The sequence below is a fragment of the Streptomyces sp. M41 genome, from assembly GCF_043673425.1.
In the GTDB taxonomy this organism is placed as follows: Bacteria; Actinomycetota; Actinomycetes; order Streptomycetales; family Streptomycetaceae; genus Streptomyces.
Genome location: NZ_JBIMKE010000018.1, coordinates 60,238 through 83,849 on the forward strand (window position 1 = coordinate 60,238; position 23,612 = coordinate 83,849).

General features: G+C 69.4%; 22 protein-coding genes, 1 tRNA gene and 1 riboswitch. Of the genes, 10 read left to right on the plus strand and 13 right to left on the minus strand.

Going from position 1 to position 23,612, the window contains the following annotated elements; translation table 11 throughout:
* Positions 1 to 215 precede the first annotated feature (215 nt).
* Positions 216 to 653 (plus strand): hypothetical protein, encoded by a 438-nt coding sequence (locus ACHBTE_RS22050; protein ID WP_394725724.1) that lies wholly within the window; start codon positions 216 to 218, stop codon positions 651 to 653.
* A 481-nt stretch (positions 654 to 1,134) separates the two neighbouring features.
* Here ACHBTE_RS22050 and ACHBTE_RS22055 read toward each other — a convergent pair whose 3' ends face one another.
* On the minus strand, positions 1,135 to 2,523 hold the full coding sequence (locus tag ACHBTE_RS22055) for a cystathionine beta-synthase (protein ID WP_394725725.1): 1,389 nt from the start codon (positions 2,521 to 2,523) through the stop codon (positions 1,135 to 1,137).
* Positions 2,524 to 2,681: 158 nt separating this feature from the next.
* On the opposite strand from ACHBTE_RS22055, the gene ACHBTE_RS22060 reads away from it, so the two are divergent.
* The 3 genes from ACHBTE_RS22060 (at position 2,682) to ACHBTE_RS22070 (ending at position 6,234) form a co-directional block, all read left to right on the plus strand.
* Positions 2,682 to 3,710: an SGNH/GDSL hydrolase family protein gene (locus tag ACHBTE_RS22060; protein WP_394725726.1), complete on the plus strand. Its 1,029-nt coding sequence runs from the start codon at positions 2,682 to 2,684 to the stop codon at positions 3,708 to 3,710.
* 196 nt (positions 3,711 to 3,906) lie between these two features.
* The gene (locus tag ACHBTE_RS22065) at positions 3,907 to 5,127 is read left to right on the plus strand and encodes an acetyl-CoA C-acetyltransferase (RefSeq protein WP_394725727.1); all 1,221 of its coding nucleotides are present in this window, start codon (positions 3,907 to 3,909) and stop codon (positions 5,125 to 5,127) included.
* Between the two features lie 294 nt (positions 5,128 to 5,421).
* Entirely contained in the window at positions 5,422 to 6,234 is an 813-nt protein-coding gene (locus ACHBTE_RS22070; RefSeq protein ID WP_394725813.1) for a hypothetical protein, read from the plus strand.
* A gap of 38 nt (positions 6,235 to 6,272) precedes the next feature.
* Here the strand turns inward: ACHBTE_RS22070 and ACHBTE_RS22075 are convergent, their stop codons facing one another.
* On the minus strand, positions 6,273 to 6,584 hold the full coding sequence (locus tag ACHBTE_RS22075) for a hypothetical protein (RefSeq protein WP_394725728.1): 312 nt from the start codon (positions 6,582 to 6,584) through the stop codon (positions 6,273 to 6,275).
* Positions 6,585 to 6,678: 94 nt separating this feature from the next.
* Here ACHBTE_RS22075 and ACHBTE_RS22080 point away from each other — a divergent pair, with 94 nt between their 5' ends.
* Positions 6,679 to 6,909: a DUF4287 domain-containing protein gene (locus tag ACHBTE_RS22080; protein ID WP_095753563.1), complete on the plus strand. Its 231-nt coding sequence runs from the start codon at positions 6,679 to 6,681 to the stop codon at positions 6,907 to 6,909.
* 82 nt (positions 6,910 to 6,991) lie between these two features.
* Here the strand turns inward: ACHBTE_RS22080 and ACHBTE_RS22085 are convergent, their stop codons facing one another.
* The 3 genes from ACHBTE_RS22085 to ACHBTE_RS22095 form a co-directional block, all read right to left on the minus strand.
* Positions 6,992 to 7,903 (minus strand): Bax inhibitor-1/YccA family protein, encoded by a 912-nt coding sequence (locus ACHBTE_RS22085; protein WP_394725729.1) that lies wholly within the window; start codon positions 7,901 to 7,903, stop codon positions 6,992 to 6,994.
* A 214-nt stretch (positions 7,904 to 8,117) separates the two neighbouring features.
* Positions 8,118 to 9,293, minus strand: a complete 1,176-nt coding sequence (locus ACHBTE_RS22090; protein WP_394725730.1) for a 4-hydroxybenzoate 3-monooxygenase — start codon at positions 9,291 to 9,293, stop codon at positions 8,118 to 8,120.
* 160 nt (positions 9,294 to 9,453) lie between these two features.
* Positions 9,454 to 9,537: transfer RNA gene (locus ACHBTE_RS22095), tRNA-Leu, on the minus strand.
* Positions 9,538 to 9,930: 393 nt separating this feature from the next.
* On the opposite strand from ACHBTE_RS22095, the gene ACHBTE_RS22100 reads away from it, so the two are divergent.
* The gene (locus ACHBTE_RS22100; RefSeq protein ID WP_394725731.1) at positions 9,931 to 10,701 is read left to right on the plus strand and encodes an ABC transporter ATP-binding protein; all 771 of its coding nucleotides are present in this window, start codon (positions 9,931 to 9,933) and stop codon (positions 10,699 to 10,701) included.
* Positions 10,701 to 13,235: an ABC transporter permease gene (locus tag ACHBTE_RS22105; RefSeq protein ID WP_394725732.1), complete on the plus strand. Its 2,535-nt coding sequence runs from the start codon at positions 10,701 to 10,703 to the stop codon at positions 13,233 to 13,235. Before ACHBTE_RS22100 ends, ACHBTE_RS22105 begins: the two co-directional genes overlap by 1 nt.
* Positions 13,236 to 13,309: 74 nt before the next feature.
* Here ACHBTE_RS22105 and ACHBTE_RS22110 read toward each other — a convergent pair whose 3' ends face one another.
* Both ACHBTE_RS22110 and ACHBTE_RS22115 read right to left on the minus strand, forming a co-directional pair.
* Positions 13,310 to 14,620 carry a class I SAM-dependent methyltransferase gene (locus ACHBTE_RS22110; RefSeq protein ID WP_394725733.1) on the minus strand — a complete coding sequence of 437 codons (1,311 nt, stop codon included), beginning with the start codon at positions 14,618 to 14,620 and terminating at the stop codon, positions 13,310 to 13,312.
* 224 nt (positions 14,621 to 14,844) lie between these two features.
* The gene (locus tag ACHBTE_RS22115; RefSeq protein ID WP_394725734.1) at positions 14,845 to 16,236 is read right to left on the minus strand and encodes an NAD(P)/FAD-dependent oxidoreductase; all 1,392 of its coding nucleotides are present in this window, start codon (positions 16,234 to 16,236) and stop codon (positions 14,845 to 14,847) included.
* Positions 16,237 to 16,763: 527 nt separating this feature from the next.
* Here ACHBTE_RS22115 and ACHBTE_RS22120 point away from each other — a divergent pair.
* From ACHBTE_RS22120 to ACHBTE_RS22130, 3 genes are all read left to right on the plus strand, one after another.
* Entirely contained in the window at positions 16,764 to 16,979 is a 216-nt protein-coding gene (locus tag ACHBTE_RS22120) for a hypothetical protein (protein WP_394725735.1), read from the plus strand.
* Positions 16,980 to 17,189: 210 nt separating this feature from the next.
* On the plus strand, positions 17,190 to 17,462 hold the full coding sequence (locus tag ACHBTE_RS22125) for a type II toxin-antitoxin system Phd/YefM family antitoxin (protein WP_394725736.1): 273 nt from the start codon (positions 17,190 to 17,192) through the stop codon (positions 17,460 to 17,462).
* Positions 17,459 to 17,728 carry a type II toxin-antitoxin system RelE/ParE family toxin gene (locus ACHBTE_RS22130; RefSeq protein WP_394725737.1) on the plus strand — a complete coding sequence of 90 codons (270 nt, stop codon included), beginning with the start codon at positions 17,459 to 17,461 and terminating at the stop codon, positions 17,726 to 17,728. The genes ACHBTE_RS22125 and ACHBTE_RS22130 overlap by 4 nt, the downstream gene beginning before the upstream one ends.
* 34 nt (positions 17,729 to 17,762) lie before the next feature.
* Here the strand turns inward: ACHBTE_RS22130 and ACHBTE_RS22135 are convergent, their stop codons facing one another.
* The 6 genes from ACHBTE_RS22135 to ACHBTE_RS22160 form a co-directional block, all read right to left on the minus strand.
* Positions 17,763 to 18,713 carry an exopolyphosphatase gene (locus ACHBTE_RS22135; protein ID WP_394725738.1) on the minus strand — a complete coding sequence of 317 codons (951 nt, stop codon included), beginning with the start codon at positions 18,711 to 18,713 and terminating at the stop codon, positions 17,763 to 17,765.
* Positions 18,710 to 19,249: a DUF501 domain-containing protein gene (locus ACHBTE_RS22140; RefSeq protein ID WP_394725739.1), complete on the minus strand. Its 540-nt coding sequence runs from the start codon at positions 19,247 to 19,249 to the stop codon at positions 18,710 to 18,712. Before ACHBTE_RS22140 ends, ACHBTE_RS22135 begins: the two co-directional genes overlap by 4 nt.
* Before the next feature lie 36 nt (positions 19,250 to 19,285).
* The gene (locus ACHBTE_RS22145; protein ID WP_394725740.1) at positions 19,286 to 19,762 is read right to left on the minus strand and encodes a septum formation initiator family protein; all 477 of its coding nucleotides are present in this window, start codon (positions 19,760 to 19,762) and stop codon (positions 19,286 to 19,288) included.
* A 134-nt stretch (positions 19,763 to 19,896) separates the two neighbouring features.
* Positions 19,897 to 21,177: a phosphopyruvate hydratase gene (gene eno, locus ACHBTE_RS22150; RefSeq protein ID WP_394725741.1), complete on the minus strand. Its 1,281-nt coding sequence runs from the start codon at positions 21,175 to 21,177 to the stop codon at positions 19,897 to 19,899.
* 238 nt (positions 21,178 to 21,415) lie between these two features.
* Entirely contained in the window at positions 21,416 to 22,105 is a 690-nt protein-coding gene (locus ACHBTE_RS22155) for a transglycosylase family protein (RefSeq protein ID WP_394725742.1), read from the minus strand.
* A 4-nt stretch (positions 22,106 to 22,109) separates the two neighbouring features.
* A riboswitch (cyclic di-AMP (ydaO/yuaA leader) is annotated at positions 22,110 to 22,301 on the minus strand.
* 209 nt (positions 22,302 to 22,510) lie between these two features.
* The gene (locus ACHBTE_RS22160; protein WP_394725743.1) at positions 22,511 to 23,611 is read right to left on the minus strand and encodes a transglycosylase family protein; all 1,101 of its coding nucleotides are present in this window, start codon (positions 23,609 to 23,611) and stop codon (positions 22,511 to 22,513) included.
* Position 23,612: the final 1 nt, after the last annotated feature.

Genomic DNA, 23,612 nt, shown 5'->3' on the forward strand with positions numbered 1-23,612 from the left:
GAGCAGGGTGCGTCCATGGTCCGAGCCGACATGAGCCCACACACCCCTCACTCCGGACAGCCGGGCTATTCACTCATCAAGAACTCTGCATGACGTTATACAGCCGGGCAAGGGAGGCCCGGACCACGACCCGTCCGGCGTCCCCGCGGGCCCCCGCACGAACAGGGGGGCTAACCCCAGTGCGCCCTTCGCCCCCGCTGCCTACCGTGGGTGACATGACGGGAATGGACGCGCGGGACACCGAGCTCAAGAAGGAACTCAACGCCACCCTGCAAGCCCGCAGGGAGCTGGGCGAGGAGTACGAGTCCGCGCTGGTCGACTCGTTCATGGAGAAGGTCGACCAGCGCATCGACGGGGCGGTCGAGCGGCGGCTGCGCCGGCAGCTGGCCGAACAGCAGATGGAGGCGGCCCGGGGGGCCCGGTCGGCGAGGCCGACGGACTCCTTCGGCGAGCGCTTCGGCTTCGGCATCATCTCCCTGGTCATGGCGATCCCGCTGTCCGGCATCGGCGGCGGTGTGGCGGGCCTGCGCGGTCTGCTCGTCGCCTGGATCGGCATCGTCGGCATCAACGTCGTCCAGGCGGCCCGCACCCACCCCGATCTGTTCCGCAGGCGCAACAGGCCCGCCAAGGACGGCGACCGCTGGGAGGACTGACCCCGGCACCGCACGTCGATGGTTCCCGCGCGTGAGTGCGCGGGGTGAGTGCGCAGTGCGCGGGGTGAGTAGGTAGTGCGCGGGGACCGCCGCTCCCCCGTTGTCGGGGGGCGGGACGACGGCGGTCCCCGCGTGGGACGCGGGCCTGGTCAGGGCCGGGCTTGCGCGTCCTTGGCGTCCATGGAGGTCCGGGAGCCGCTCCGGAGGTCCTGGGCGCCGTTCGGGCGCCGGCCTGGGCGGGGAGCCGCTCCCGCCCGTGCCGACACCCCCTAATGTGCCGGACCCGTGTTAAGCCGGTGCTGCGTGAACGTGACACGCTCGTACCGGTTGCGCGACGGTCCGAGCGGCCCCGGTCATCCCAAGTTCGCCCCGTCCAGCGCCCGTTCACCACCGGTTCGGCGCGGGTTCGGCACCGGTTGGGCGCGGGTTCGGCACCGATTTGGGCGGGGGTTCGGCACCGGTTTTGGGCGCGCTTTCGGCGCTACTTCCCGCCCTTGGCGAGGAAGGCCAGCAGGTCCTGCCGGCTGATGACCCCGGTCGGCTTGCCCTCGACCAGGACGATCGCCGCGTCGGCCGCGCCCAGCACGGACATCAGGTCCGCGACCGGCTCACCCGAGCCGACCTGCGGCAGCGGGGCCGACATGTGCTTCTCCAGCGGGTCCTCGAGCGAGGCCTTCTTGGTGAACAGCGCGTCGAGCAGCTCCCGTTCGACGACGGACCCGACGACCTCCGCGGCCATGACGTCCGGGTGTCCGGCGCCCGGCTTCACGATCGGCATCTGCGAGACACCGTACTCGCGCAGCACCTCGATGGCCTGACCCACCGTCTCGTCCGGGTGCATGTGGACGAGGGACGGGATGGCGCCGTGCTCCTTGTCGTTGAGGACGTCACCGACGCGGGCGCTGGGGCCCTCGTCCTCGAGGAAGCCGTAGTCGGCCATCCACTCGTCGTTGAAGATCTTGCTGAGATAGCCACGGCCGCTGTCCGGCAGCAGCACCACCACGACGTCGTCGGGGCCGAGCCGCTCGGCGACCTCCAGCGCCGCCACGACGGCCATGCCGCAGGAGCCGCCGACCAGCAGGCCCTCCTCCTTGGCGAGGCGCCGGGTCATCTGGAAGGAGTCCTTGTCGGACACGGCCACGATCTCGTCGGCGACGGTCCGGTCGTAGGCGGTCGGCCAGAAGTCCTCACCGACGCCCTCGACGAGGTACGGCCGCCCGGAGCCCCCCGAGTACACCGAGCCCTCGGGGTCCGCGCCGATCACCTGTACCTTGCCGTCGCTGGCGTCCTTCAGATAGCGGCCGGTGCCGGAGATGGTGCCGCCCGTGCCCACGCCCGCCACGAAGTGGGTGATCTTCCCCTCGGTCTGCTCCCACAGCTCGGGGCCGGTGGAGTGGTAGTGGGAGAGCGGGTTGTTGGGGTTGGAGTACTGGTCCGGCTTCCAGGCGCCCGGCGTCTCACGCACCAGCCGGTCGGAGACGTTGTAGTAGGAGTCCGGGTGCTCCGGGTCGACGGCGGTCGGGCAGACCACCACTTCGGCCCCGTACGCCCGCAGCACATTGATCTTGTCCGTGCTCACCTTGTCGGGGCACACGAAGATGCACTTGTACCCCTTCTGCTGAGCCACGATCGCGAGCCCGACGCCGGTGTTGCCGCTGGTCGGCTCGACGATGGTGCCGCCGGGCTTGAGCGCACCGCTCTCCTCCGCGGCCTCGATCATGCGCAGAGCGATGCGGTCCTTCACGGATCCGCCCGGGTTGAAGTACTCCACCTTGGCCAGGACGGTCGCCCGGATGCCCTTGGTCACGTTGTTGAGCCTCACCAGCGGGGTGTTGCCGACGAGGCTGATCATCGAGTCGTGGAAATGCACCGTTGTCTCCGGATGCTGCAAAAGAAATGGTCGTAGTGTTCCGCCAGCCTATGGCCTGCACGGGGCCCATGACGGTCGTTCACTCCTCGTCGGGATTGGGCCACGGTCCGTGCGGGGCAAGCAGTTGATGTACGGCTATGAGGAGGTGGCGGCGACGCATGACGAGCATGTCGAGGGCGCGGGTGGCCCGGCGGATCGCGGCGGGCGCCGCGTACGGCGGGGGCGGGATCGGGCTGGTCGGTGCGGCGGCCGTCGGTCTGCTCCTCGCCGAGGTGCGACTGGCCAGGCGCCATGTGGGCAACGGGACGACCAACCACGTGCCGAACGCGGACGGCCGCTACGGCCATCTGTACGGCACCGCCTCAGAGGCACCGCTGCGGCTGACGCTGCTCGGTGACTCCACGGCCGCCGGGCAGGGCGTGCACCGGGCGGGGCAGACGCCGGGGGCGCTGCTGGCGTCCGGGCTGGCGGCGGTGGCGGAGCGGCCGGTGCTGCTGCGCAATGTGGCCCTCCCGGGCGCCCGCTCCGACGACCTGGACCGCCAGGTGGCCCTCCTGCTCGCGGACCCCGCGCTGACGCCCGACATCTGCGTGATCATGGTGGGCGCGAACGACGTGACGAACCGGATGCCGCCGACCCGCTCGGTCCGTCACCTGTCCTCGGCGGTCCGGCGGCTGCGCACGGCAGGCGCGGAGGTGGTGGTCGGCACGTGTCCCGACCTGGGCACGATCGAGCCGGTGCAGCAGCCGCTGCGCTGGCTGGCTCGGCGGGCGTCGCGTCAGCTGGCGGCGGCCCAGACGATCGGCGTCGTCGAGCAGGGCGGGCGCACGGTGTCGCTGGGCGATCTGCTCGGTCCGGAGTTCGCGGCGAACCCACGCGAGCTGTTCGGCCCGGACAACTACCACCCCTCGGCCGAGGGCTACGCCACCGCGGCGATGGCGGTCCTGCCGACGGTCTGCGCTGCGCTGGGGCTGTGGCCGGCCGAGGAGGAGCGTCCCGACGTCACCCGTCGCGAGGGCTTCCTGCCGGTCGCCCGGGCGGCTGCGGAGGCCGCGTCGGAGGCGGGCACGGAGGTCACGGCGGCGATGCCGACGGGTCCGAAGGGTCCATGGGCGTTGCTCAAGCGCCGGCGCAGGCGGAGGCTGGGAGAGAGCGAGCCGTCACCCACCAGCCCGTCCGGCGTATGAGGGTGGGGTCCTTCCCCACCCTCATACGCCGGAGGACCGGGCGCCGCACGGCACCGCCCGACGGAGGACCAGGCAACCGCGCGACCAAGCAAGCGCTTAGAAAACTGCGGCCAGGGTCACACCGCCACACCAGTGACCCGGTCAATACGTACGGGTAACTTCCCTCACAGCCCTGCACCCTTTGACTGGAGCCGTGATGCCCGAAGCCGTGATCGTCTCGACCGCCCGCTCCCCCATAGGCCGTGCCTTCAAGGGCTCCCTGAAGGACCTGCGCCCGGACGACCTCACCGCCACGATCATCCAGGCCGCCCTCGCCAAGGTCCCCGAGCTGGACCCGCGCGACATCGACGACCTGATGCTCGGCTGCGGCCTCCCCGGCGGCGAGCAGGGGAACAACCTCGGCCGTATCGTCGCCGTCCAGATGGGCATGGACCACCTCCCGGGCTGCACCATCACCCGGTACTGCTCCTCGTCCCTGCAGACCTCCCGCATGGCCCTGCACGCCATCAAGGCCGGCGAGGGCGACGTCTTCATCTCGGCCGGCGTCGAGATGGTCTCCCGCTTCGCCAAGGGCAACTCCGACAGCCTGCCGGACACCCACAACCCGTTCTTCGCGGAAGCCGAGGCCCGCACCGCGGCTGTCGCCCAGCAGGAGGGCACGACCTGGCACGACCCGCGCGAGGACGGCCTCGTGCCGGACGCCTACATCGCGATGGGCCAGACCGCCGAGAACCTCGCCCGCTCCAAGGGCGTCACCCGCCAGGACATGGACGAGTTCGGCGTCCGCTCCCAGAACCTCGCCGAGGAAGCCATCAAGAACGGCTTCTGGGAGCGCGAGATCACCCCGGTGACCCTCCCCGACGGCACGGTCGTCGCCAAGGACGACGGCCCCCGCGCGGGCGTCACCCTGGAGGGCGTCGCCGGCCTGAAGCCGGTCTTCCGCCCCGACGGCCTCGTCACCGCCGGCAACTGCTGCCCGCTGAACGACGGCGCCGCCGCGGTCGTGATCATGTCCGACACCAAGGCCCGCGAGCTCGGCCTCACCCCGCTCGCCCGCATCGTCTCCACCGGCGTCTCGGGCCTGTCCCCCGAGATCATGGGCCTCGGCCCGGTCGAGGCCAGCAAGCAGGCCCTGAGCCGCGCCGGCCTCACCATCGACGACATCGACCTGGTCGAGATCAACGAGGCGTTCGCCGCCCAGGTGATCCCCTCCTACCGCGACCTCGGCATCGACCTGGACAAGCTGAACGTCAACGGCGGCGCCATCGCCGTCGGCCACCCCTTCGGCATGACCGGCGCCCGCATCACCGGCACGCTCATCAACTCCCTCCAGTTCCACGACAAGCAGTTCGGCCTGGAGACGATGTGCGTCGGCGGTGGCCAGGGCATGGCCATGGTCATCGAGCGCCTGAGCTGAAGCACCGAATCAACCCCCTGAGTAGCCGACTCACGACCCTGCGTGAGGCTACGGCCCAGAACCCGGGAAACCCCTTGGTTCTGGGCCGTTTTGTGATCCAATCTCCCCCAGGATGTGACCTATCTCCCTCCGCGGAGGGATTCAAGCAGCTCAGAGCCGTTGCACGACCGAACCCCAGGCCCAAAGACCTGTCCGGTTCGTGACGTTACGCACTGACAGCTGGATAGTCCGCCCTTCAAGCTGATGTAGGAAGTCGGGGGTCGACTTTGAACCGGGAGTACGTCAGTGAGCGCCATGCCGATCGCCCTGCTGGTCATCACGGCCGCCACCGGCGCCGTGGGCGTCGCCGTCCTGCGCACCCTCATGGTGCTGCGTCGACAGGTCGCGGCTCTGCACACCGAGCTGGCACAGAGCAACGCGACCGCGACCCGCGGTCTCGTCCCGCCTGCCCGCACCTCCGCCGACGCCGATGAGATACGCGCCGCGGTGGCGGAGGCGCTGGCCGAGGAACGCGAGCGGGAGCTCGCCGAGGCCCGCGCCTTCTGGGCCGCCCAGGAGACCCGTGACGCCTCCGACGCGCCCACCCTGCTGGGTCTGTCCGACAGCGAGCTGTTCCTGCCCCGGCAGGCCGATCTCGTGGGTCTGGAGCACCTGGAGCCGGTGGCGGAGCCGAGCGCGGACGCCGAGGAGTTCTCCACCAAGGACTTCGTCCAGGGCGGCACCCCCAGCGAGTCCCCCGAGCTGGCCGCGGCCCGTCGGCGCCACCCCTCCCACCCGGACTTCGTCCCGGTCTCCTCACCGGCCGTGAACGATCACGAGCGTACGGTGGCCACCCTCGAGGAGCTGGCCGCGTCCGCCACCGAACTGACCGACGTCCGCCCGGGCCCGCTCGGCACGCTCGACGTCTACGTCTTCGCCGACGGCACCACGCTGTGCATGACGCCGGGCCACCGCGAGACCGCGGAACGTCTGGCGGCGGCCCTGCGCGCGGGCGAGACGCCGGTGCTGCTGGGCGGCTCGGGAATCTCCGGCGCCTACACGCTGACCTTCGCCTGCGGCGGGGAGAACGTCTACATCCTGGCCGACCGGGTCATAGCGTCCCTCTAGGGCCCGTCGTTCGGATCAGACCCTGGGGCGCCCGGGGTTCAGACCCCGGCCCGCTTCTGCGCCTCCTCCACCAGCCGCACCGCGTCCAGAACCTCGGCGTCGGTCTCGATCACCGTCGCCAAGTCGTGCACGGCGACCGTGACTTGGTCCGCCGCGGCGAACATCCCGGCATCGGGCATCACCCGGGGCTCGACTCCGGGCGCCTCCAGCTCCTGGGCCCTGCGCGCCAACTCTCTGGCCAGTCCCAGCGCCTCCGAAGCCGCACTTCTTTGCAGCCGGCTCTGCGGTGCGGCCCGCAAACGATCAGCGAAATGATCAACGGCACGAGTCAGAGGCGTCGTATCAACCACGCCGTGAGCGTACGCGACTGTTGCCAACCGGCGGGCGCTCAGGCACGGTGACCTGAAGGACCGGCTTACATCCCCTTTGCGTCCGGAGGCGCCGATGTCCCACGTCCTCTCCGAGGAGACCCACCGCAACATGCTCGCCCGCATCCCCCACTGCACCGGTCGTGAAGTCTCCGACTGGCTGCGCACCGTGGAAGAAGGACCGGCTCTCTTCCGCTTCGAGGAGAAGGTCAGCTGGCTTCGCCACGAATACGACCTCGCGTACGGCCACGCGAAGGCGATCGTCCATGAGTACGACCTGAGGAGGGCGGCGCGCAAATTCCTCTAGTCCAGGCGCGCGCAGACGACGAAGGGCCCCGGGACGAACCCGGGGCCCTTTCGCGTGGCCGTCGACGGCTGGTCGCGGCCGACTAGTCGTTGCTGTTGAGGATCGCGATGATCCTCAGGAACTCCATGTAGATCCAGACCAGCGTCATCGTGAGACCGAAGGCCGCCAGCCAGGACTCCTCGCGCGGAGCGCCGTAGGCGATGCCGTCCTCGACCTGCTTGAAGTCCAGGGCGAGGAAGCAGGCGCCGAGCAGGATGCCGATGACACCGAAGACGATGCCGAGCGGGCCGCTGCGGAAGCCGAGACCGTCACCGCCGCCGAAGACCGCGAACAGCAGGTTGATCGCCATCAGGACGATGAAGCCGAGGGCGGCTGCCATCACGAAGCCGACGAACCGGCGGTTGACGCGGATCCAGCCCGCCTTGTACGCCACCAGCACCGCGGCGAATACCGCCATCGTGCCGAGCACCGCCTGCATGGCCGCACCGCTGGCGATGCGGTTGTCGACGACGCTGGAGACCACGCCGAGGAACACGCCCTCGAACGCGGCGTACGCCAGGATCAGCGCGGGCGAGGCCTTGCGCTTGAAGGACTGGACGAGCGCCAGGACCATGCCGATCAGACCGGCGCCGATCGCGATGCCGTAGGACCGGCTGATGTTGGCGTCGTCGACCGGCAGGGTCGCCCAGGCGAGGGCGGCCGTGACGATCAGGACGCCCAGCGTGGTGCCGGTGCGCATGAGGACGTCGTCCATCGTCATGCGGCCGGCGGTGACCGGGGCCTGCGGCGGCGCGCCGTACTGCTGGTCCTGCTGGGCGTAAGGGTTCTGCGCGTACGGGTTCTGCGCGTACGGGTTGCCGGCCTGCGGCTGGGCGTAGGGGTTGCCCTGCGTGCCGACAGCGGCTCCCCCGGCCTGCGGCGCGGCGTTGAAGCCCGCGTAGCCGTTGTCGCGGCTGAACCCCCGTCGCGAGAAGACCGGGTTGCTGCTCCTCATTTCACTCCTCCATGGCCACCGTGCGTGGCCTTGGCTCAAGAGTAATAGGTAGGCAAAGGATTGACCCTAGTGCTTGAGGAGGATCTTTCCCTTGTCGTGCTGCGCAACACGCTACGTGGCTCGGTGATTCCCGGCCACGGAGGGGATCATTCATGACCAACCTGCGACATGGCCGGAATCGATCGGAGATCACTCCCCCGAACCACACGCCCTGTCACCCGAACGGAAGCCCCGTGTACGCCTCGGCGAGGTCCGTCTCGGCCGCCCGCGACTGTGTGAGCCGCTCCAGCCGCGCCACCTGGAGCCGGTCCTCGAAGGGCGTGGCGTCGGGGGCACGGTGGAGCAGTGTCGTCAAGTCGCAGGAGAACCGCTCGGCCTGCCAGACGCGGCGCAGACAGGTCCCGGAGTAGGCGTCGAGGAGCTCCGCCGAACCCGTCTGCCGCCGGTGGATCAACGCCCGCGCGAAGGTGACGACGTCCCCGACAGCGAGATTCAGTCCCTTGGCGCCGGTCGGCGGCACGATGTGGGCTGCGTCACCCGCCAGAAAGAGGCGGCCGTGGCGCATGGGCTCGTGGACGTAGGAGCGCATGGGCGTGACCGACTTCTGGGTGACGGGGCCGCGTTCGAGCCGCCATCCGTCGCCCGTCTCGAAGCGGCGCTCCAACTCCGTCCAGACGCGGTCGTCGGCCCACTCCTCGGCTCGGGTGCCTTCGGGCACCTGGAGGTAGAGCCGGGAGACGGAGCGGGAGCGCATGGACAGCAGGGCGAAGCCGCGGTCGTGGCGGGCGTAGACCAACTCGTCGTGCGAGGGGGCGACGTCGGCGAGGATCCCGAGCCAGGCGAAGGGGTACGTCCGCTCGAAGACGCGGGTCAGCTCGGCGGGGATCGCCTGGCGGGAGACGCCCCGGAAGCCGTCGCAGCCGACGACGTAGTCGCACTCGAGGGCGTCCTCGACGCCCTGGTGCCGAAAGCGCACCCGCGGGCGGCTCGTGTCCGCGCCTTCCACCGCCAGCGCCTCCGCCTCGAACAACAGCGGGCCGCCCTCCTCGAGCTGCAGGGCGATGAGGTCCTTGCAGACCTCGGTCTGGGCGTAGACCATCACGGACCGGCCGCCGGTGCGGGCGGGGAAGTCGACGCGGTGGCGCTTGCTTGCGAAACGCAGCTCGATGCCGTCGTGCCGGAGCCCCTCGTGGTCCATCCGCTCCCCGGCGCCGGCCGCGCGCAGCACGTCCACCGTGCCCTGCTCCAGGATTCCGGCGCGCTGGCGTTGCTCGACGTAGGCACGGTCCCGGCTCTCCAGGACGACCGAGTCGATACCGGCGCCGTGGAGCAGCCGCGCGAGAAGGAGGCCGGCGGGGCCCGCTCCGATGATGCCGACCGTGGTGCGCATCGGTCGTTCCCTTCTGCCGTACACCGTCGTTCGCGAAGTGAAGTTTTATTCACCATCTTCTGACGCGAGTCTCCGGCCGCACCTGCCCGCTGTCAACGGTCGCGTGTGAACTCTTGAAGGGTCGATGCACCCTTGTCGGGCGAGGAGGTGGCGTGGGAAGTGCCCAGAGCCGGACTTGAACCGGCACGCCCGCGAAGGGGCAGCGAGGTTTAAGCTCGCCGTGTCTGCATTCCACCATCTGGGCAGGCCATTGGGCTCCGCATCGAGGTTCCGAGCCTATCGGGAGACATCCCTCGAACAGCGGACGGCCGGACCGATGTTGTCTTATTTTATTGACGTCTGAGGGTGCATCAGCCCCCGGAACACGCCATCCGCACTTGCCACCAGCCTTACGTGAGGCGCTCATCGGCGCGTACGGAATGACGGAATTTCACCGTCCGAACAAGGACGCTCCACCTGTTCCCGACGGGCTCGTCTCTCAGGGGACCCGTCATCCTCAGGTATGACATGACCGTGTCCGGTCCATCCGCAGTCTGCCTTCGGAACCGGAACAGCGACTGACTACATGGCGGCTTCGAGCCAGGACGATGGATGAGTCCTTCGAACACACCGTCACCCCGTCAGGAGCGTTTCTCTCGTGACCACCACACCCATCGCCGGCCGGACCACCGCCGTGGCCGCGCGTGCCACGGATCTGTCGAAGATCTACGGACAGGGCGAGACCCAGGTGGTCGCCCTGGACCGGGTCACCGTCGAGTTCCGGCAGGCCGAGTTCACCGCGATCATGGGCCCCTCCGGCTCCGGCAAGTCCACGCTGATGCACTGCGTGGCCGGCCTGGACACCTTCTCCTCCGGTTCGGTGCGCATCGGCGACACCGAGCTCGGCTCCCTGAAGGACAAGCAGCTCACCAAGTTGCGCCGGGACAAGATCGGCTTCATCTTCCAGGCGTTCAACCTGCTCCCCACGTTGACCGCCCTGGAGAACATCACCCTTCCGATGGACATCGCGGGCCGCAAGCCGGACAAGCAGTGGGTGGACTCGGTGATCCGCATGGTCGGCCTCGCCGACCGGCTGAGCCACCGCCCCGCTCAGCTCTCCGGCGGTCAGCAGCAGCGCGTGGCCGTGGCCCGCGCACTGGCCTCCAAGCCCGAGATCATCTTCGGTGACGAGCCGACCGGAAACCTCGACTCGCGCTCCGGCGCCGAGGTGCTCGGCTTCCTGCGCAACTCTGTTCGGGAGTTGGGGCAGACCGTGGTGATGGTGACGCACGACCCGGTGGCCGCGGCGTACGCGGACCGCGTGGTGTTCCTCGCGGACGGACGGATCGTCGACGAGATGTACCGGCCGACCGCGGACAACGTGCTCGACTTCATGAAGCAGTTCGACGCGAAGGGCCGCACCAGCTGATGTTCCGCACCGCCCTGCGCAACGTACTCGCGCACAAGGCCCGGCTCCTGATGACCGTGCTCGCCGTCATGCTCGGCGTCGCGTTCGTCTCCGGCACCCTGGTCTTCGCCGACACCCTCTCCAACGCCTTCCGCAACCAGTCGGCGAAGAGCTACGACGACGTCGCCGTCTCCGTCACCTCGCACGCCGACCCCGACGACGCCAAGGAAGAGCCCGGCCTCTCCCGCAAGACCCTCGACAAGATCGCCGCGGTGGACGGCGTCGCCGGCGCGTACGGCCGCGTCGACGGCTTCGCCGGGGTGGCCGACCCCGACGGGAAGCTGATCGGCGTCGGCTGGTCCAACAAGGGCGCCAACTTCGCCCCGGGCAAGGACGGCAAGGACCCCGCCTACACGTTCACCGACGGCTCCGGCCCGGTGAAGGACGATCAGATCGCCCTGGACAAGGACTCCGCGGCCAAGGGCGAGTACCAGGTCGGCGACCGGGTCCGGGTCGCCACCAACGGGCCGGTGAAGGAGTACACCCTCAGCGGTGTCTTCACCACCGAGGACGGCGCCGTGAACGCCGGCGGCAGCCTCGTCCTCTTCGACACCGCCGTCGCCCAGAAGCAGTACCTCAAGCCGGGCTACTTCGCGAGCGCCACCGTCACCGCCGAACCCGGCGCCAACGACGCGAAGATCCTGGACGCGGTCGAGCCGCTGCTGCCGGACAGCGCCGCGGCCCAGACCGGCCAGGCCCTCGCGGACGAGCAGGCACGGCAGATCGAAGAAGGGATGGGCTCGCTCAAGCAGGTCCTGCTCGGCTTCGCGGGCATCGCGCTGTTCGTCGGGATCTTCCTGATCTCCAACACCTTCACGATGCTGGTCGCCCAGCGCACCAAGGAGATCGCCCTGATGCGCGCCGTCGGCGCGTCGCGCAAGCAGATCACCCGCTCGGTGCTCGCCGAGGCCGCGGTGGTGGGCCTGGTCGCCTCGGTGATCGGCTTCGTCCTCGGCATCGGGCTCGCGGTCGGTCTGCGGTCCGGGATGGCCGCGTTCGAGATGAAGATTCCGGGCGGCCCGCTCATCGTGTCCGCCACGCCGGTGATCGCCGCGATCAGCGTCGGTGTGCTGATCACCATGCTCGCCGCCTGGCTGCCCGGCCGCCGGGCCGCGAAGATCCCGCCGGTCGCGGCCATGAACAGCGTCCACGCGGCGGCCACCACCAAGTCGCTGGTGCTGCGCAACTCCATCGGCGCGGCCATCACCGCCCTCGGCGCCATCGGGATCGTGCTGGGTGCCTCGACCGGCGGCGAAGACGGCCGGATGTACATCGGGGCGGGCGCGTTCTTCGCGCTGATCGGTGTGATCATCCTGATCCCGCTGCTGTCGCGGCCCGTGATCGCGCTCGTCCGTCCGCTGCTCGTCGGCCCGTTCGGGGTGTCCGGCAAGCTGGCCGGCCAGAACGCGGTCCGCAACCCGCGCCGTACCGGTGCCACCGCCTCGGCACTGGCGATCGGTCTGACCCTGGTGACCGGCCTGTCGGTGCTCGGTATCACGGTCGGCACGGCCATCGACAAGATGACCACGGACAACATCAAGGCCGACTACATGGTCTCGATGGCGAACGGCGGGGACCTCGACCGGTCGGCCCTCACGGCGCTGGAGAAAGCCAAGGGCGTCTCCGCGGTCTCGCCGCAGCAGAGCGTCTACTTCCAGGCCGGTGACGAGGACTACGTGTCCGCCTCGGCGGTCACCCCGGGCGACATCCAGCAGGTCCTGAACGTCGACGTCGTCAGCGGCAACATCGACTCGCTCGCCCAGGGCAAGATCGCGGTCGCCGAGAAGACGGCCAAGAGCAAGGGCTGGAAGCCCGGCGACAGCGTCCCCATCACGTTCAACGACGAGAAGAAGGGCACGCTCGAGGTCGGAGCCGTCTTCAAGGACAGCGAGTTCCTCTCGCCCGTCCTCGTCGACACGAAGGTCGTGAACCCGCACGAGGTGCAGCCGTACATCCAGCAGATCTTCGTGAAGGTGGACGGCGGCCAGTCCGCGGCGAACGAGAAGGTCCTCATCGACGCGCTGGGCGACAACCCCGCGATCACGGTCATGGACCGGCAGGACATCCGCAACGAGTTCGGCGGCGCCATCAACACCCTGCTGAACATCATGTACGGCCTGCTCGCGATGGCCCTGATCATCGCCGTGCTCGGAGTCGTCAACACCCTCGCGATGTCGGTCTTCGAACGGCAGCAGGAGATCGGCATGCTCCGCGCGATCGGTCTCGACCGGCGCCGGGTGAAGCGGATGGTCCGTCTGGAGGCCGTGGTCATCTCGGTGTTCGGCGCGGTGGTCGGCATCGGCCTCGGCTCGTTCCTCGGCTGGGCGATCGGCGAGACCTTCGCGGACCAGATCCCGGGCTACGCGCTGGTCCTGCCCTGGGACCGGATCGGGATCTTCCTGGTGCTGGCCGGACTGGTGGGCGTCCTGGCCGCGCTGTGGCCGGCCCGCAACGCCGCCCGGCTGAACATGCTGAACGCGATCAAGGCCGAGTGATCACGTCCCGCCCCATGTGAAGGGCCGGGCTTCCCCGCGACAGGGGGAGCCCGGCCCTTTTTCCCTCGTGCCGGTCAACCGCGCTCGGGCGTGGTCCACTTGCGGGAGCGCAACGGCAGCCCGGAGTCACCGCTCTCGGGCGTGCTGACGGCCAGGACCTGGTTGACGCCGATGCGGTTGCGCTCGAAGGCGAGCGCACAGGCGGCCATGTACAGCCGCCAGACGCGGGCCCGGCCGGGGCTGGTGAGGTCCACCGCCCGGTCCCAGCCGGCCTCCAGGTTCTCCACCCAGCGGCGCAGGGTCAGCGCGTAGTGCTCGCGGATCGACTCCACGTCCCGCACCTCGAAGCCGGCCCGCTCCAGCTGGGCGACGGTGACGCCGACGGGCTGGAGCTCGCCGTCCGGGAAGACGTAGGCGTCGATGAACTCGTCGACGTGGTACGCGGCTTCGTCCCGCTGCGGCCGCCGCCCGATCTGATGGTTCAGCAGCCGCCCCCCGGGCTTCACGAGCCCGTACAGCACATCGGCGTACTCCAGATACCGCTCGGCGCCGACGTGTTCGGCCATGCCGATGGAGGAGATGGCGTCGTACGGCCCGTCAGCGACGTCCCGGTAGTCCTGTACGCGGATCTCCACCTTGTCGGTGAGTCCCTCGTCGGCGACGCGCTTGCGGGCGTAGGCCGCCTGTTCCTGGGAGAGCGTGATGCCGACGACGCTCACGCCGTACTCGCCGGCCGCGTGCATGGCCATGGAGCCCCAGCCGCAGCCGACGTCGAGCAGGCGCATGCCGGGTCGGAGGTCGAGCTTGCGGCAGACCAGGTCGAGCTTGTCGCGCTGGGCGGCCTCCAGAGTGCCCAGCGGGGGCGGGGCCGGCCAGTAGGCGCACGAGTACACCATGGACGGGCCGAGGACGATCTCGTAGAAGTCGTTGCCGACGTCGTAGTGATGGCTGATGGCGCGCTTGTCGCTGCGCTTGGTGTGCAGATGGCCGCGTCGGCGCACCTCCTCGGGCGGCGGTGCGGGCGGCAGCGGCATTCCGCCGAGCTGCACCAGCCCGCGTACGGCGGCGCGTGCCTCGGGATCGCGCAGGAGCTCCATCGGACCGCGGGCGTCCTCCCCCCGCTCCCACACCAGCCCCGAGAGCAGGTCGAGGGCGGTGTACAGGTCCCCTTCGATGTCCAGGTCGCCGGCCACCCAGGCGCGGGCCAGGCCCAGCTCGCCCGGCTTGAACAGCAGTCGGCGCACGGCGCGGCGGTTGCGTACGACGAGTGTCGGCGCGCCCGGCGGCCCCGCCTGCGATCCGTCCCAGGCGCGGATGCGCACCGGGAGGGGTGTTCCCAGCAGTTGTTCGAGAAGGACCTGTAGCCGCAGCGCGACGTCAGCCATGGCGCACACCTCCGATGGGGGTCCCCCGGCTCGCGCGAAGTCGAGAACCGGGGTGCGGAATCCCGGAATGTCCAACCCCACGTAAACACCTGCGGGGGCCGGGCGCAGTCCCCCACGCGCGTCATGGCTGGGCAAACAACCGTTACGGAGGCGCCGAAGCCGAAGGACCTCCCGCACCACGGATGGCGGGAGGTCCTTCGGTTTCGTTCAGCGACCGGACGAGGTCAGGAGGCCTTGGCCTTCTCCTCGGTCTTCTCCGGCTTGACCGCGGCGGCGACCGGCGCCGGCTTGGCGGCCTCGTAGAACTCCTCGCGCGGGGACTCCAGCGCGCCGAGCGCCACGACCTCGCGCTTGAGGAACATGCCGAGGGTCCAGTCGGCGAAGACGCGGATCTTGCGGTTGAAGGTCGGCATCGCCATGCCGTGGTAGCCACGGTGCATGTACCAGGCGAGGCGGCCCTTGAGCTTGATCTTCATCTTGCCCATGACGATCATCGCCACGCCCTTGTGCAGGCCGAGACCGGCGACCGCACCCTTGTTGGCGTGCTCGTAGTCCTTCTGCGGGAAGCCCCGCATACCGGAGATCACGTTGTCGCCGAGCACCTTGGCCTGGCGCAGCGCGTGCTGGGCGTTCGGCGGGCACCAGGCGTTGTCGTTGCCCGCCTTGCGTCCGACGAGGTCCGGGACCTGGGCGTTGTCGCCCGCGGCCCAGATGTAGTCGGTGCCCTTGACCTGGAGGGTCGTCTCGCAGTCCACGTGACCGCGGGGGCCGAGGGGCAGGCCGAAGCGGGCCAGGGCCGGGTTCGGCTTGACGCCGGCGGTCCAGACGATCGTGTTGGAGTCGACCTCGAGGCCGTTCTTCAGAACGACGTGGCCGTCGACGCAGGAGTCCATCGACGTGGAGAGGTAGACCTCGACGCCGCGGGCCTCCAGGTGCTCCTTGCCGTACTGGCCGAGCTTGGGGCCGACCTCGGGGAGGATCTTGTCGGCGGCGTCGACGAGGACGAACCGCATGTCCTCGCGGGACACGCTGGTGTAGTACTTGGCCGCGTCGCGGGCCATGTCCTCGACCTCACCGATGGTCTCCGCGCCCGCGAAGCCGCCGCCGATGAAGACGAAGGTGAGCGCCTTGCGGCGGATCTCCTCGTCGGTGGTGGAGTCGGCCTTGTCGAGCTGCTCGAGGACGTGGTTGCGCAGGCCGATGGCCTCCTCGATGCCCTTCATGCCGATGCCCTGCTCGGCGAGGCCGGGGATCGGGAAGGTGCGGGAGACCGCGCCCATCGCGATGACCAGGTAGTCGAAGGGCAGCTCGTACGCCTCGCCGACCAGCGGGGCGATCGTGGCGACCTTGCGGTCCTGATCGATGGTGGTGACCCGGCCGGTGAGAACCTCCGCCTTGGGCAGCACGCGTCGCAGCGGGACGACGACGTGGCGCGGGGAGATGCTGCCGGCGGCGGTTTCGGGGAGGAAGGGCTGGTAGGTCATGTACGACCGGGGGTCGACGACCGTGACGGTCGCCTCTCCGTAGCGCATCTTCTTGAGAATGCGCCGAGCTGCGTACAGGCCTACGTACCCACCGCCTACTACGAGGATCCTGGGACGCTCCGTGGTGCTCATGCCATCGAGTATCCACCCGCCTCAGGGGGGTCGCTCGTGCGCCCCTTCACAAGCTCTTCCAGGGGCTGTGCTACACTCCCCGGCCCGCGTGACCCAGGTCATGCCTCCGAACGGGAACCGGCGTACCTGACGACCCGTTGTCAATGCCGCGTGAGCTGCCTCTCTGGTCCGACGGGCCCCCTGTGAGCGGTCGGAAACACCGCTCGGCGACGGAGTCCTCGACCCGTCCTACACCGTCCATCTGAACATGTTCAAGGGCCTGTTCACCCCTCGGAAGGGTCAACGGACCCCCATCCGTGCTTCGACTGGGCCGAATTCCTTGTGAAGAACTTCACGAACTTTCTCGAGCGGGCCCTCGGAAGAGGCCGCAAAGGGCCCCACGAGACCCCCTCAGGGGCGCTCACACGCTAGCCGACCTGCTCAGCGGAAGGCTACCGACCAGTAGCAAAGGAGACCGGGACCACCCCGCTCACCCGGTCGGCACGCTCGACGAGCAGACCTCGCACAACGGTGCATAACGTTCAACCATGATCACTACACACCAGGCCCTCAAGCGGGCCACCTCGCGAATAGTCACTGTCGGCGCCGCCCTGGGCATCGCCCTTGCACTGGGGGCAGCGTCGGCCGCCTCCGCCGCGGCCGCACCCGCTCACGTCGCCACCAAGGCCACGGCTGCCAAGGCAAGTCCAAGCCACGGGGACGACGGGGGGTGCAGCGGCCTCATCGTCCTCCTGTGCAACTGACGGCCCCCGGCCGAACCGGACGGCCCCGGCTCCTCGCCCGAGGAACCGGGGCCGTCTCACATCCGCGCGGCGCACACGGCAACGGGCTCAGCCACCGAGCCCGGCACTCTCCGCGCCCTCGGCCACCTTGAAGGCGATGCCGTCGAGCATTGCGCCGACCGCGACTCCCGACGCATGGCTGGTGTACACGTGCGCGCGTACACTGACCTCATGACTGAGAACAGCGTGACCGTACGGGAAGCTCGCGCGCACCTCGCCGACCACATCAACCGGGCTGAGGAAGGCGTCGCGACCGTCATCACGCGAAATGGCGCCCCGGTGGCCGCCGTGGTGCCGATCTCGGACTTCGAAGCACTGGAGGAAGCGGCCGACGTGCTGTTGGCGCGCGAGGCCGAAGAGGTGCTGGCCGAGGGCGGCCCCACTGTGACCATGGCGGAACTGCTGGCAGACCTGTTCAGCGAGCATGACCGCGAGTCGGCGTGAAGTACGCCTTCCGGTTCACCACAGCGGCACAGCGTCAACTCCGGGACATCAGCCGACCCGACGCCATGCGCATCCTGACCGCGCTGACCGCACTCGGTGACGACCCGTACCGCCAGGACGCCGACGTCAAGAAGCTGACCGGCCCGTCGGGCCTCTACCGGCTCCGGGTCGGAAGCTACCGGGTCGCCTACCAGATCAACGAAGGTGAACTCGTCGTCCTCGTCGTCAAGGTGGGCGACCGGCGGGACGTCTACCGCAACCTGTGACGATCCGCCGGGCACCGGCCGTGGGGCAGCGCCCTCAACGCGCCTCGGCCACCTTGAAGGCGATGCCGTCGAGGATGTCGTGCTCGCTGACGACGACCTCCTGCGCGCCGATCCGCTCCATGATCGCGAGCAGCACCAGCGCGCCCGCCGCGATGACGTCGACGCGCCCCGGGTGCATGGACGGTACGGCCGCGCGCTCCGCATGGGTGGAGCGCACCAGCCAGTCGGTGATCTCGCGGACCCGGTCGTGGGAGATCCGGGAGTGGTGGATACGGGCCGAGTCGTACTCGGGGAGGTCCTGGGCGATCGCCGACACCGTGGTGACCGAGCCGGCCAGTCCCACCAGCGTGCGCGCCTCGCGCAGGGGCACCGTCTCCTCGGCGAGGTCGAGGGCCGCCTCGATGTCGGCCCTTATCGCCGCGATCTGCTCCGCGGAGGGCGGGTCGCTGACGACGCCGTCGCGCACCAGGTGCCGCTCGGTCATCCGCACACAGCCGACGTCCACGGACCGTGCCGCGCGGACGTGCTCCTCGCCGACCACGAACTCGGTCGACCCGCCGCCGATGTCCACGACCAGGTAGGGCCGGTGCAGGTCGTCCCGCCCAGCCAGTTCCTTCGTCGCGCCGGTGAAGGAGAACTCCGCCTCCTGGTCCCCGGTGATCACCTCGGGCTCGACTCCCAGGATGTCCAGGACTCCACGCACGAACTCGTCGCGGTTCTCGGCGTCCCGCGAGGCGGAGGTCGCCACGAAACGCAGCCGTTCGGCGCCGTGCTCCTTGATGATCGCCGCGTACTCCCGGCACGCGGCGAAGGTCCGCTCCAGCGCCTCCGGAGCGAGCCGGCCCGTACGGTCGACCCCCTGGCCGAGCCGGACGATCGTCATACGGCGGTCCAGGTCGACCAGTTGCCCGGTGGCGGGATCGACGTCGGCGACGAGGAGCCGGATGGAGTTGGTACCGCAGTCGATGGCGGCGACACGACTCACTGGTCGTCCCCCTCGGACTTCTCCGCAAGCGTCACGCAGGCGCCCTTGCGCCACCACTGCGGCAGCATCGCGAGCGCCTCGTCCCCCAGCGGGTTGACTCCGGGCCCGGCGGCCAGGGAGTGCGCCACGAGGACGTGCAGGCACTTCACCCGGTCCGGCATGCCGCCCGCGCTCGGGAAGCCCTTGAGCTCCTCGATCTCGTCCCGGCGCCGGATGTAGTCCTCGTGCGCGGCACGGTAGGCGGCGGCCAGCTCCGGGTCACTCTCCAGCCGCGCGGTCATCTCCTTCATCACGCCGTTCGCCTCCAGCGTGCCGATCGCCGACGACGCCTTGGGGCACGTCAGGTAGTACAGCGTCGGGAAGGGTGTGCCGTCGGGGAGCCGCGGGGCCGTCTCGACCACGTCGGGCTGCCCGCACGGGCACCGGTGCGCGATGGCGCGCAGCCCGCGCGGGGGCCGCCCGAGCTGCTGCTTGAATGCCTCGACGTCGGTGTCGGTGGGCTCGGTGCGCGGAGTGGGCGGCGGGGGCGTTTCCATGCCTGTCTTTCTATCGGTCACTCGGTCTCGCTGGTCTCAGTGGTCGGCGGCGTCGGCCTTGTCGACCCCGTCCCAGATGTTCGTGTACCAGGGGCGGTCGGCCGCGCCCAGGTCGGTGCGCGACTGCTTGGCCGCGTCCGGGTCGATCACGATGAACCCGGTCTCCCCGGGCATCACATAGTGCAGCCGCTCCCGGATCCGCTGCTCGGCGTAGGCGTCGTCCTGCCAGCGCGCCTTGGTGTCGCGCAGCTGCTCGACCCGCTCGGCGGCCTCCTGCTTCTGCCGTTGCAGATCGGCGATCTCGGCGCGCTGGGAGACGTACTGCCTTATCGGGTAGGCGAGCGCCACGACCATGGAGCAGACGACCAGCGCGAGCAGTGCGGCGCGTCCGGTGAGCCGGGAGCGCCGGGCCTGCCGCTTGGTCTGGGAGCGGTAGACGCGGGCAGCCGTCTGCTCGCCGAGCAACCGGATCCTGGTCGCGGTGGAGAACCGGTCCCGGTCCTTGACGGCCATGTCCCGCCTCCCGTTTCACACGCGTACGTCCCCGCACACGGTACGGGACCGGTACGGGGACGTACGTACGACTGGCTAAGGATTGACCCTTTACGGCTCAGCCCTTGCGGCGTTCACGGCGCAGTCGTCGCGGCTCAGCCCTTGAAGCGCGGGAAGGCGCTGCGGCCGGCGTACACCGCGGCGTCGTCGAGGATCTCCTCGATGCGCAGCAGCTGGTTGTACTTGGCGACGCGGTCCGAGCGGGCCGGGGCGCCGGTCTTGATCTGGCCGCAGTTCACCGCGACGGCGAGGTCGGCGATGGTGACGTCCTCGGTCTCGCCGGAGCGGTGGGACATCATGCACTTGAAGCCGTTGCGCTGGGCGAGCTCGACGGCGTCCAGGGTCTCGGTGAGCGAGCCGATCTGGTTGACCTTCACCAGCAGGGCGTTGGCGGCGCCCTCGTCGATGCCACGGGCCAGACGCTCGGGGTTGGTGACGAACAGGTCGTCGCCGACGAGCTGGACCTTGTCGCCGAGGCGCTCGGTGATGGTCTTCCAGCCGTCCCAGTCGTCCTCGAACAGCGGGTCCTCGATGGAGACGAGCGGGTACGCGTCGACGAGCTGCGCGTAGTAGTCCGTCATCTCGGCGGCCGAGCGCTTCTTGCCCTCGAAGACATAGACGCCGTCCTTGTAGAACTCGGACGCGGCGACGTCGAGCGCCAGGGCGATCTGCTCGCCGGGGGTGTAGCCGGCCTCCTTGACGGCCTCGAGGATGAGGTCGAGGGCGGCGCGGTTGGAGTCCAGGTTCGGGGCGAAGCCGCCCTCGTCGCCGAGGCCGGTGTTCAGGCCCTTGCGCTTCAGCACCTTCTTGAGGGTGTGGTAGACCTCGGCGCCCCAGCGCAGCGCCTCGGAGAAGGACTCCGCGCCGATGGGGGCGATCATGAACTCCTGGATGTCCACGTTGGTGTCGGCGTGCGAGCCGCCGTTCAGGATGTTCATCATCGGCACCGGCAGCAGGTGCGCGTTCGGGCCGCCCAGGTAGCGGAAGAGCGGGAGGTCGCTGGCCTCGGAGGCGGCGTGGGCGACGGCGAGCGAGACGCCGAGGATGGCGTTGGCGCCGAGGGAGCCCTTGTTGTCGGTGGCGTCCAGGTCGAACATGGCCTGGTCGATCAGGCGCTGCTCGGTGGCGTCGTAGCCGACCAGCTCCGGGCCGATCTGCTCGATGACGGCGAGGACGGCCTTCTCGACGCCCTTGCCGAGGTAGCGGTTCGGGTCACCGTCGCGGAGCTCGATGGCCTCGAAGGCGCCGGTGGAGGCGCCGGACGGGACGGCGGCACGACCCGTGCTGCCGTCGTCGAGGCCGACCTCGACCTCGACCGTGGGATTGCCTCGGGAGTCCAGGATTTCCCGGGCTACGACGACGTCGATGGACGGCACGAGCATCTCCTTCTTGGATGTGAAGCCTGTACGCAGACCGCGGTGCGTGCTGCGGGACGAGCCTAACCGGCTCCGGGGGATCGGCCAGCGGTCGACCGCCCCGTGGACAGAACCGAGAGCGAATTGTTTCCGAACGGAACAAAAACACCCCACAAAAGAACCCCGCCCCGGTGCGTACGGGGGAAGACGCACCGGAGCGGGGAGTCCATGGGGACGCGTATGCGGCGGGTGTGCGGCCTTACTTCAGGTGCAGCTGCTGACCCGGGTAGATCAGGTCCGCGTCCTCGACGATGTCCTTGTTCAGCTGGAACAGCTTCTCCCAGCCGCCCTTGACGTCCTCGTCCGCGGCGATCGAGCTGAGGGTGTCGCCCTTGGCGACCTTGTACTCGCCATCACCCTTCTTGACCTTCTTGCCGGTCGGGGTGGTGACGGTCTTGGTGCTCTTCTTCTCCGCGGCCGGGCGCTCGGCGGAGCGGGAGGCCGGCTGCTCCTCGGTGGCACGCGGGGCCTCGGTGCTCTGCGAGGAGTCGCTCGACGAGGAGCCGTTGTAGGCGGCGCTCGACAGGCCGGTGCCGCAGTGCGGCCAGGCACCCTTGCCCTGCCCGGCGAGGACCTTCTCGGCGATCTCGATCTGCTGGGTCTTGCTGGCCTGGTCGGCGGTGGCGGCGTACTGGGTGCCGCCGTACGCGGCCCAGGTGGAGGCGGAGAACTGCAGACCGCCGTAGTAGCCGTTGCCGGTGTTGATCGACCAGTTGCCGCCGGACTCGCACTGGGCGACGGCGTCCCACTCGGAAGCGGTGGCGGCCGAGGCGCTGCCGGCGGCCATCAGCGGCGCGGCGACGGCGGCGGCACCGGTGACGCCGACTACGGCGACGGCGCGAGCGGCCTTGGACGGACGACGGTGCTTGCCCTTGCTGGAAAACAGCATGGAAGGATCCCCTCACCGACGCCTACGAGGTGAGCTGTCGGGTTCGGGCCGGTTGAGTTGCCCGGCCGCGCACCGCTGACGCTGGTGCGCGACTTCACCCCGAGCCGGTTCCGGCCGTGTGGCCCCGAAGGACCTCAACTGCCGGACCCGGCGCAAACCTTGGGTCCCCCGCTCCTGCCTACGGCGCTTGACGCGACGACTGTTCCCGTACGGCCGCCGGCAGGATTCGGCGTGACGGCCATCGGGGCTCGCACTGGTGGCGAGCGGTCATGACCGTAGTCACGCGATTCGCGGAATTTCAAAGACGATCAGGGCTTCTGAGATCTATCTCTCACTGCTTTTAAAACGGACATTCAGGTGCGAAATATGACGCGAACTCCCGCAGTTTTTCGCCCTGTTCAGCCCTTATTCGGCCGGGACGTCCAGGGTCTGACCGGGGAAGATGTCATTGGCGTCGGCACCGATGGCGCCCTTGTTCGCGTCGTAGAGCGCGCGCCACCCGCCGTCGAGGTCAAGGGAGTCGGCGATGGACGCGAGAGTGTCGCCGGGACGGACGCTGTACGAGGCGTGGCGGCCGGAGGACTTGGCGGCACCCTCGACCCCCTCGCTCTCGTCGGCGCTGGCGCCGCGGTGACGCCCGGAGCCTGTCGCGCCGACATCGACGGACCCGGCGTCCACCGAGCTGGTGTCGACGAGACTCCAGGAGCCCGGCTCCTGCTGCCACTTGTCCTGTTTGTCGCTTTCAGTCGATTCGCCGGGTGAGTCGTCAGGCGACTTCGTGGGCTTCGCGTCGGCTGACTTGTCGGGCTTGACGGAACTGTCCGTCTTGCCCGACGGAGACGACGAAGAGGACGAAGGCGATGAAGAAGAAGAGGAAGAGGAGGAGGAGGAACTGTCGGAATCCTGAGCGGATTCGGACGAAGCCCCCGAAGAGCCACTCGGCGAATCGGACACCGAGGAGTCGCTGGATGAATCCGAATAATCGGGCGAACTGGATGATTCACCATCATTCGACGACCCCGTCGAGTCATCCGAGTTCGACTGCCCGGGCGAATCGAGCAATCCGGAAGAGCCGGACACTTCGGACGGGGAGTCCTCCGCGACACCTGTGTCGAGGTCGATCGCACCGGACTTCTGAGTGAGCCCGTTGAGCACGGCGCAGGTGCCCCAGGCGCTGGTCCCCTGATCCTGGAGGATGTTCTGCGCCACGGCGATCTGCTGAGAACGGCTCGCCAGGTCGGGGCTCTCGGCATAGTCGAGGCCGCCGTACCGGTCCCAGTCGTCCTGGGTCAGCTGGAGTCCGCCGTAGTGGCCGTTGCCGGTGTCCGCGCTCCAGGAGCCGCCGCTCTCGCACTCGGCCACCTTGTCCCAGACCGTGCCGTCGGCCGCGCTCGCGCCCGTGGCGCCGAGGAGCGGAATGGCGATGGCGGAGCCGGTCACGCCGGCCGCGACGAGGAGTGCCGGAGCCTGACGGGGGCGACGGTGACGACCGTTCCCGGTGAGCATG

Bases quoted from the DNA above. Each gene is read 5' to 3' on its own strand.
- ACHBTE_RS22110 (WP_394725733.1), bottom strand. From the start codon at position 14,620: ATGGCTGACGTCGCGCTGCGGCTACAGGTCCTTCTCGAACAACTGCTG.
- ACHBTE_RS22080 (WP_095753563.1), top strand. From the start codon at position 6,679: ATGTCCCACGTCCTCTCCGAGGAGACCCACCGCAACATGCTCGCCCGC.
- ACHBTE_RS22050 (WP_394725724.1), top strand. From the start codon at position 216: ATGACGGGAATGGACGCGCGGGACACCGAGCTCAAGAAGGAACTCAAC.
- ACHBTE_RS22140 (WP_394725739.1), bottom strand. From the start codon at position 19,249: ATGGAAACGCCCCCGCCGCCCACTCCGCGCACCGAGCCCACCGACACC.
- ACHBTE_RS22090 (WP_394725730.1), bottom strand. From the start codon at position 9,293: ATGCGCACCACGGTCGGCATCATCGGAGCGGGCCCCGCCGGCCTCCTT.
- ACHBTE_RS22070 (WP_394725813.1), top strand. From the start codon at position 5,422: ATGCCGATCGCCCTGCTGGTCATCACGGCCGCCACCGGCGCCGTGGGC.
- ACHBTE_RS22105 (WP_394725732.1), top strand. From the start codon at position 10,701: ATGTTCCGCACCGCCCTGCGCAACGTACTCGCGCACAAGGCCCGGCTC.
- ACHBTE_RS22120 (WP_394725735.1), top strand. From the start codon at position 16,764: ATGATCACTACACACCAGGCCCTCAAGCGGGCCACCTCGCGAATAGTC.
- ACHBTE_RS22085 (WP_394725729.1), bottom strand. From the start codon at position 7,903: ATGAGGAGCAGCAACCCGGTCTTCTCGCGACGGGGGTTCAGCCGCGAC.
- ACHBTE_RS22155 (WP_394725742.1), bottom strand. From the start codon at position 22,105: ATGCTGTTTTCCAGCAAGGGCAAGCACCGTCGTCCGTCCAAGGCCGCT.
- ACHBTE_RS22125 (WP_394725736.1), top strand. From the start codon at position 17,190: ATGACTGAGAACAGCGTGACCGTACGGGAAGCTCGCGCGCACCTCGCC.
- ACHBTE_RS22060 (WP_394725726.1), top strand. From the start codon at position 2,682: ATGACGAGCATGTCGAGGGCGCGGGTGGCCCGGCGGATCGCGGCGGGC.
- ACHBTE_RS22115 (WP_394725734.1), bottom strand. From the start codon at position 16,236: ATGAGCACCACGGAGCGTCCCAGGATCCTCGTAGTAGGCGGTGGGTAC.
- ACHBTE_RS22160 (WP_394725743.1), bottom strand. From the start codon at position 23,611: ATGCTCACCGGGAACGGTCGTCACCGTCGCCCCCGTCAGGCTCCGGCA.
- ACHBTE_RS22145 (WP_394725740.1), bottom strand. From the start codon at position 19,762: ATGGCCGTCAAGGACCGGGACCGGTTCTCCACCGCGACCAGGATCCGG.
- ACHBTE_RS22065 (WP_394725727.1), top strand. From the start codon at position 3,907: ATGCCCGAAGCCGTGATCGTCTCGACCGCCCGCTCCCCCATAGGCCGT.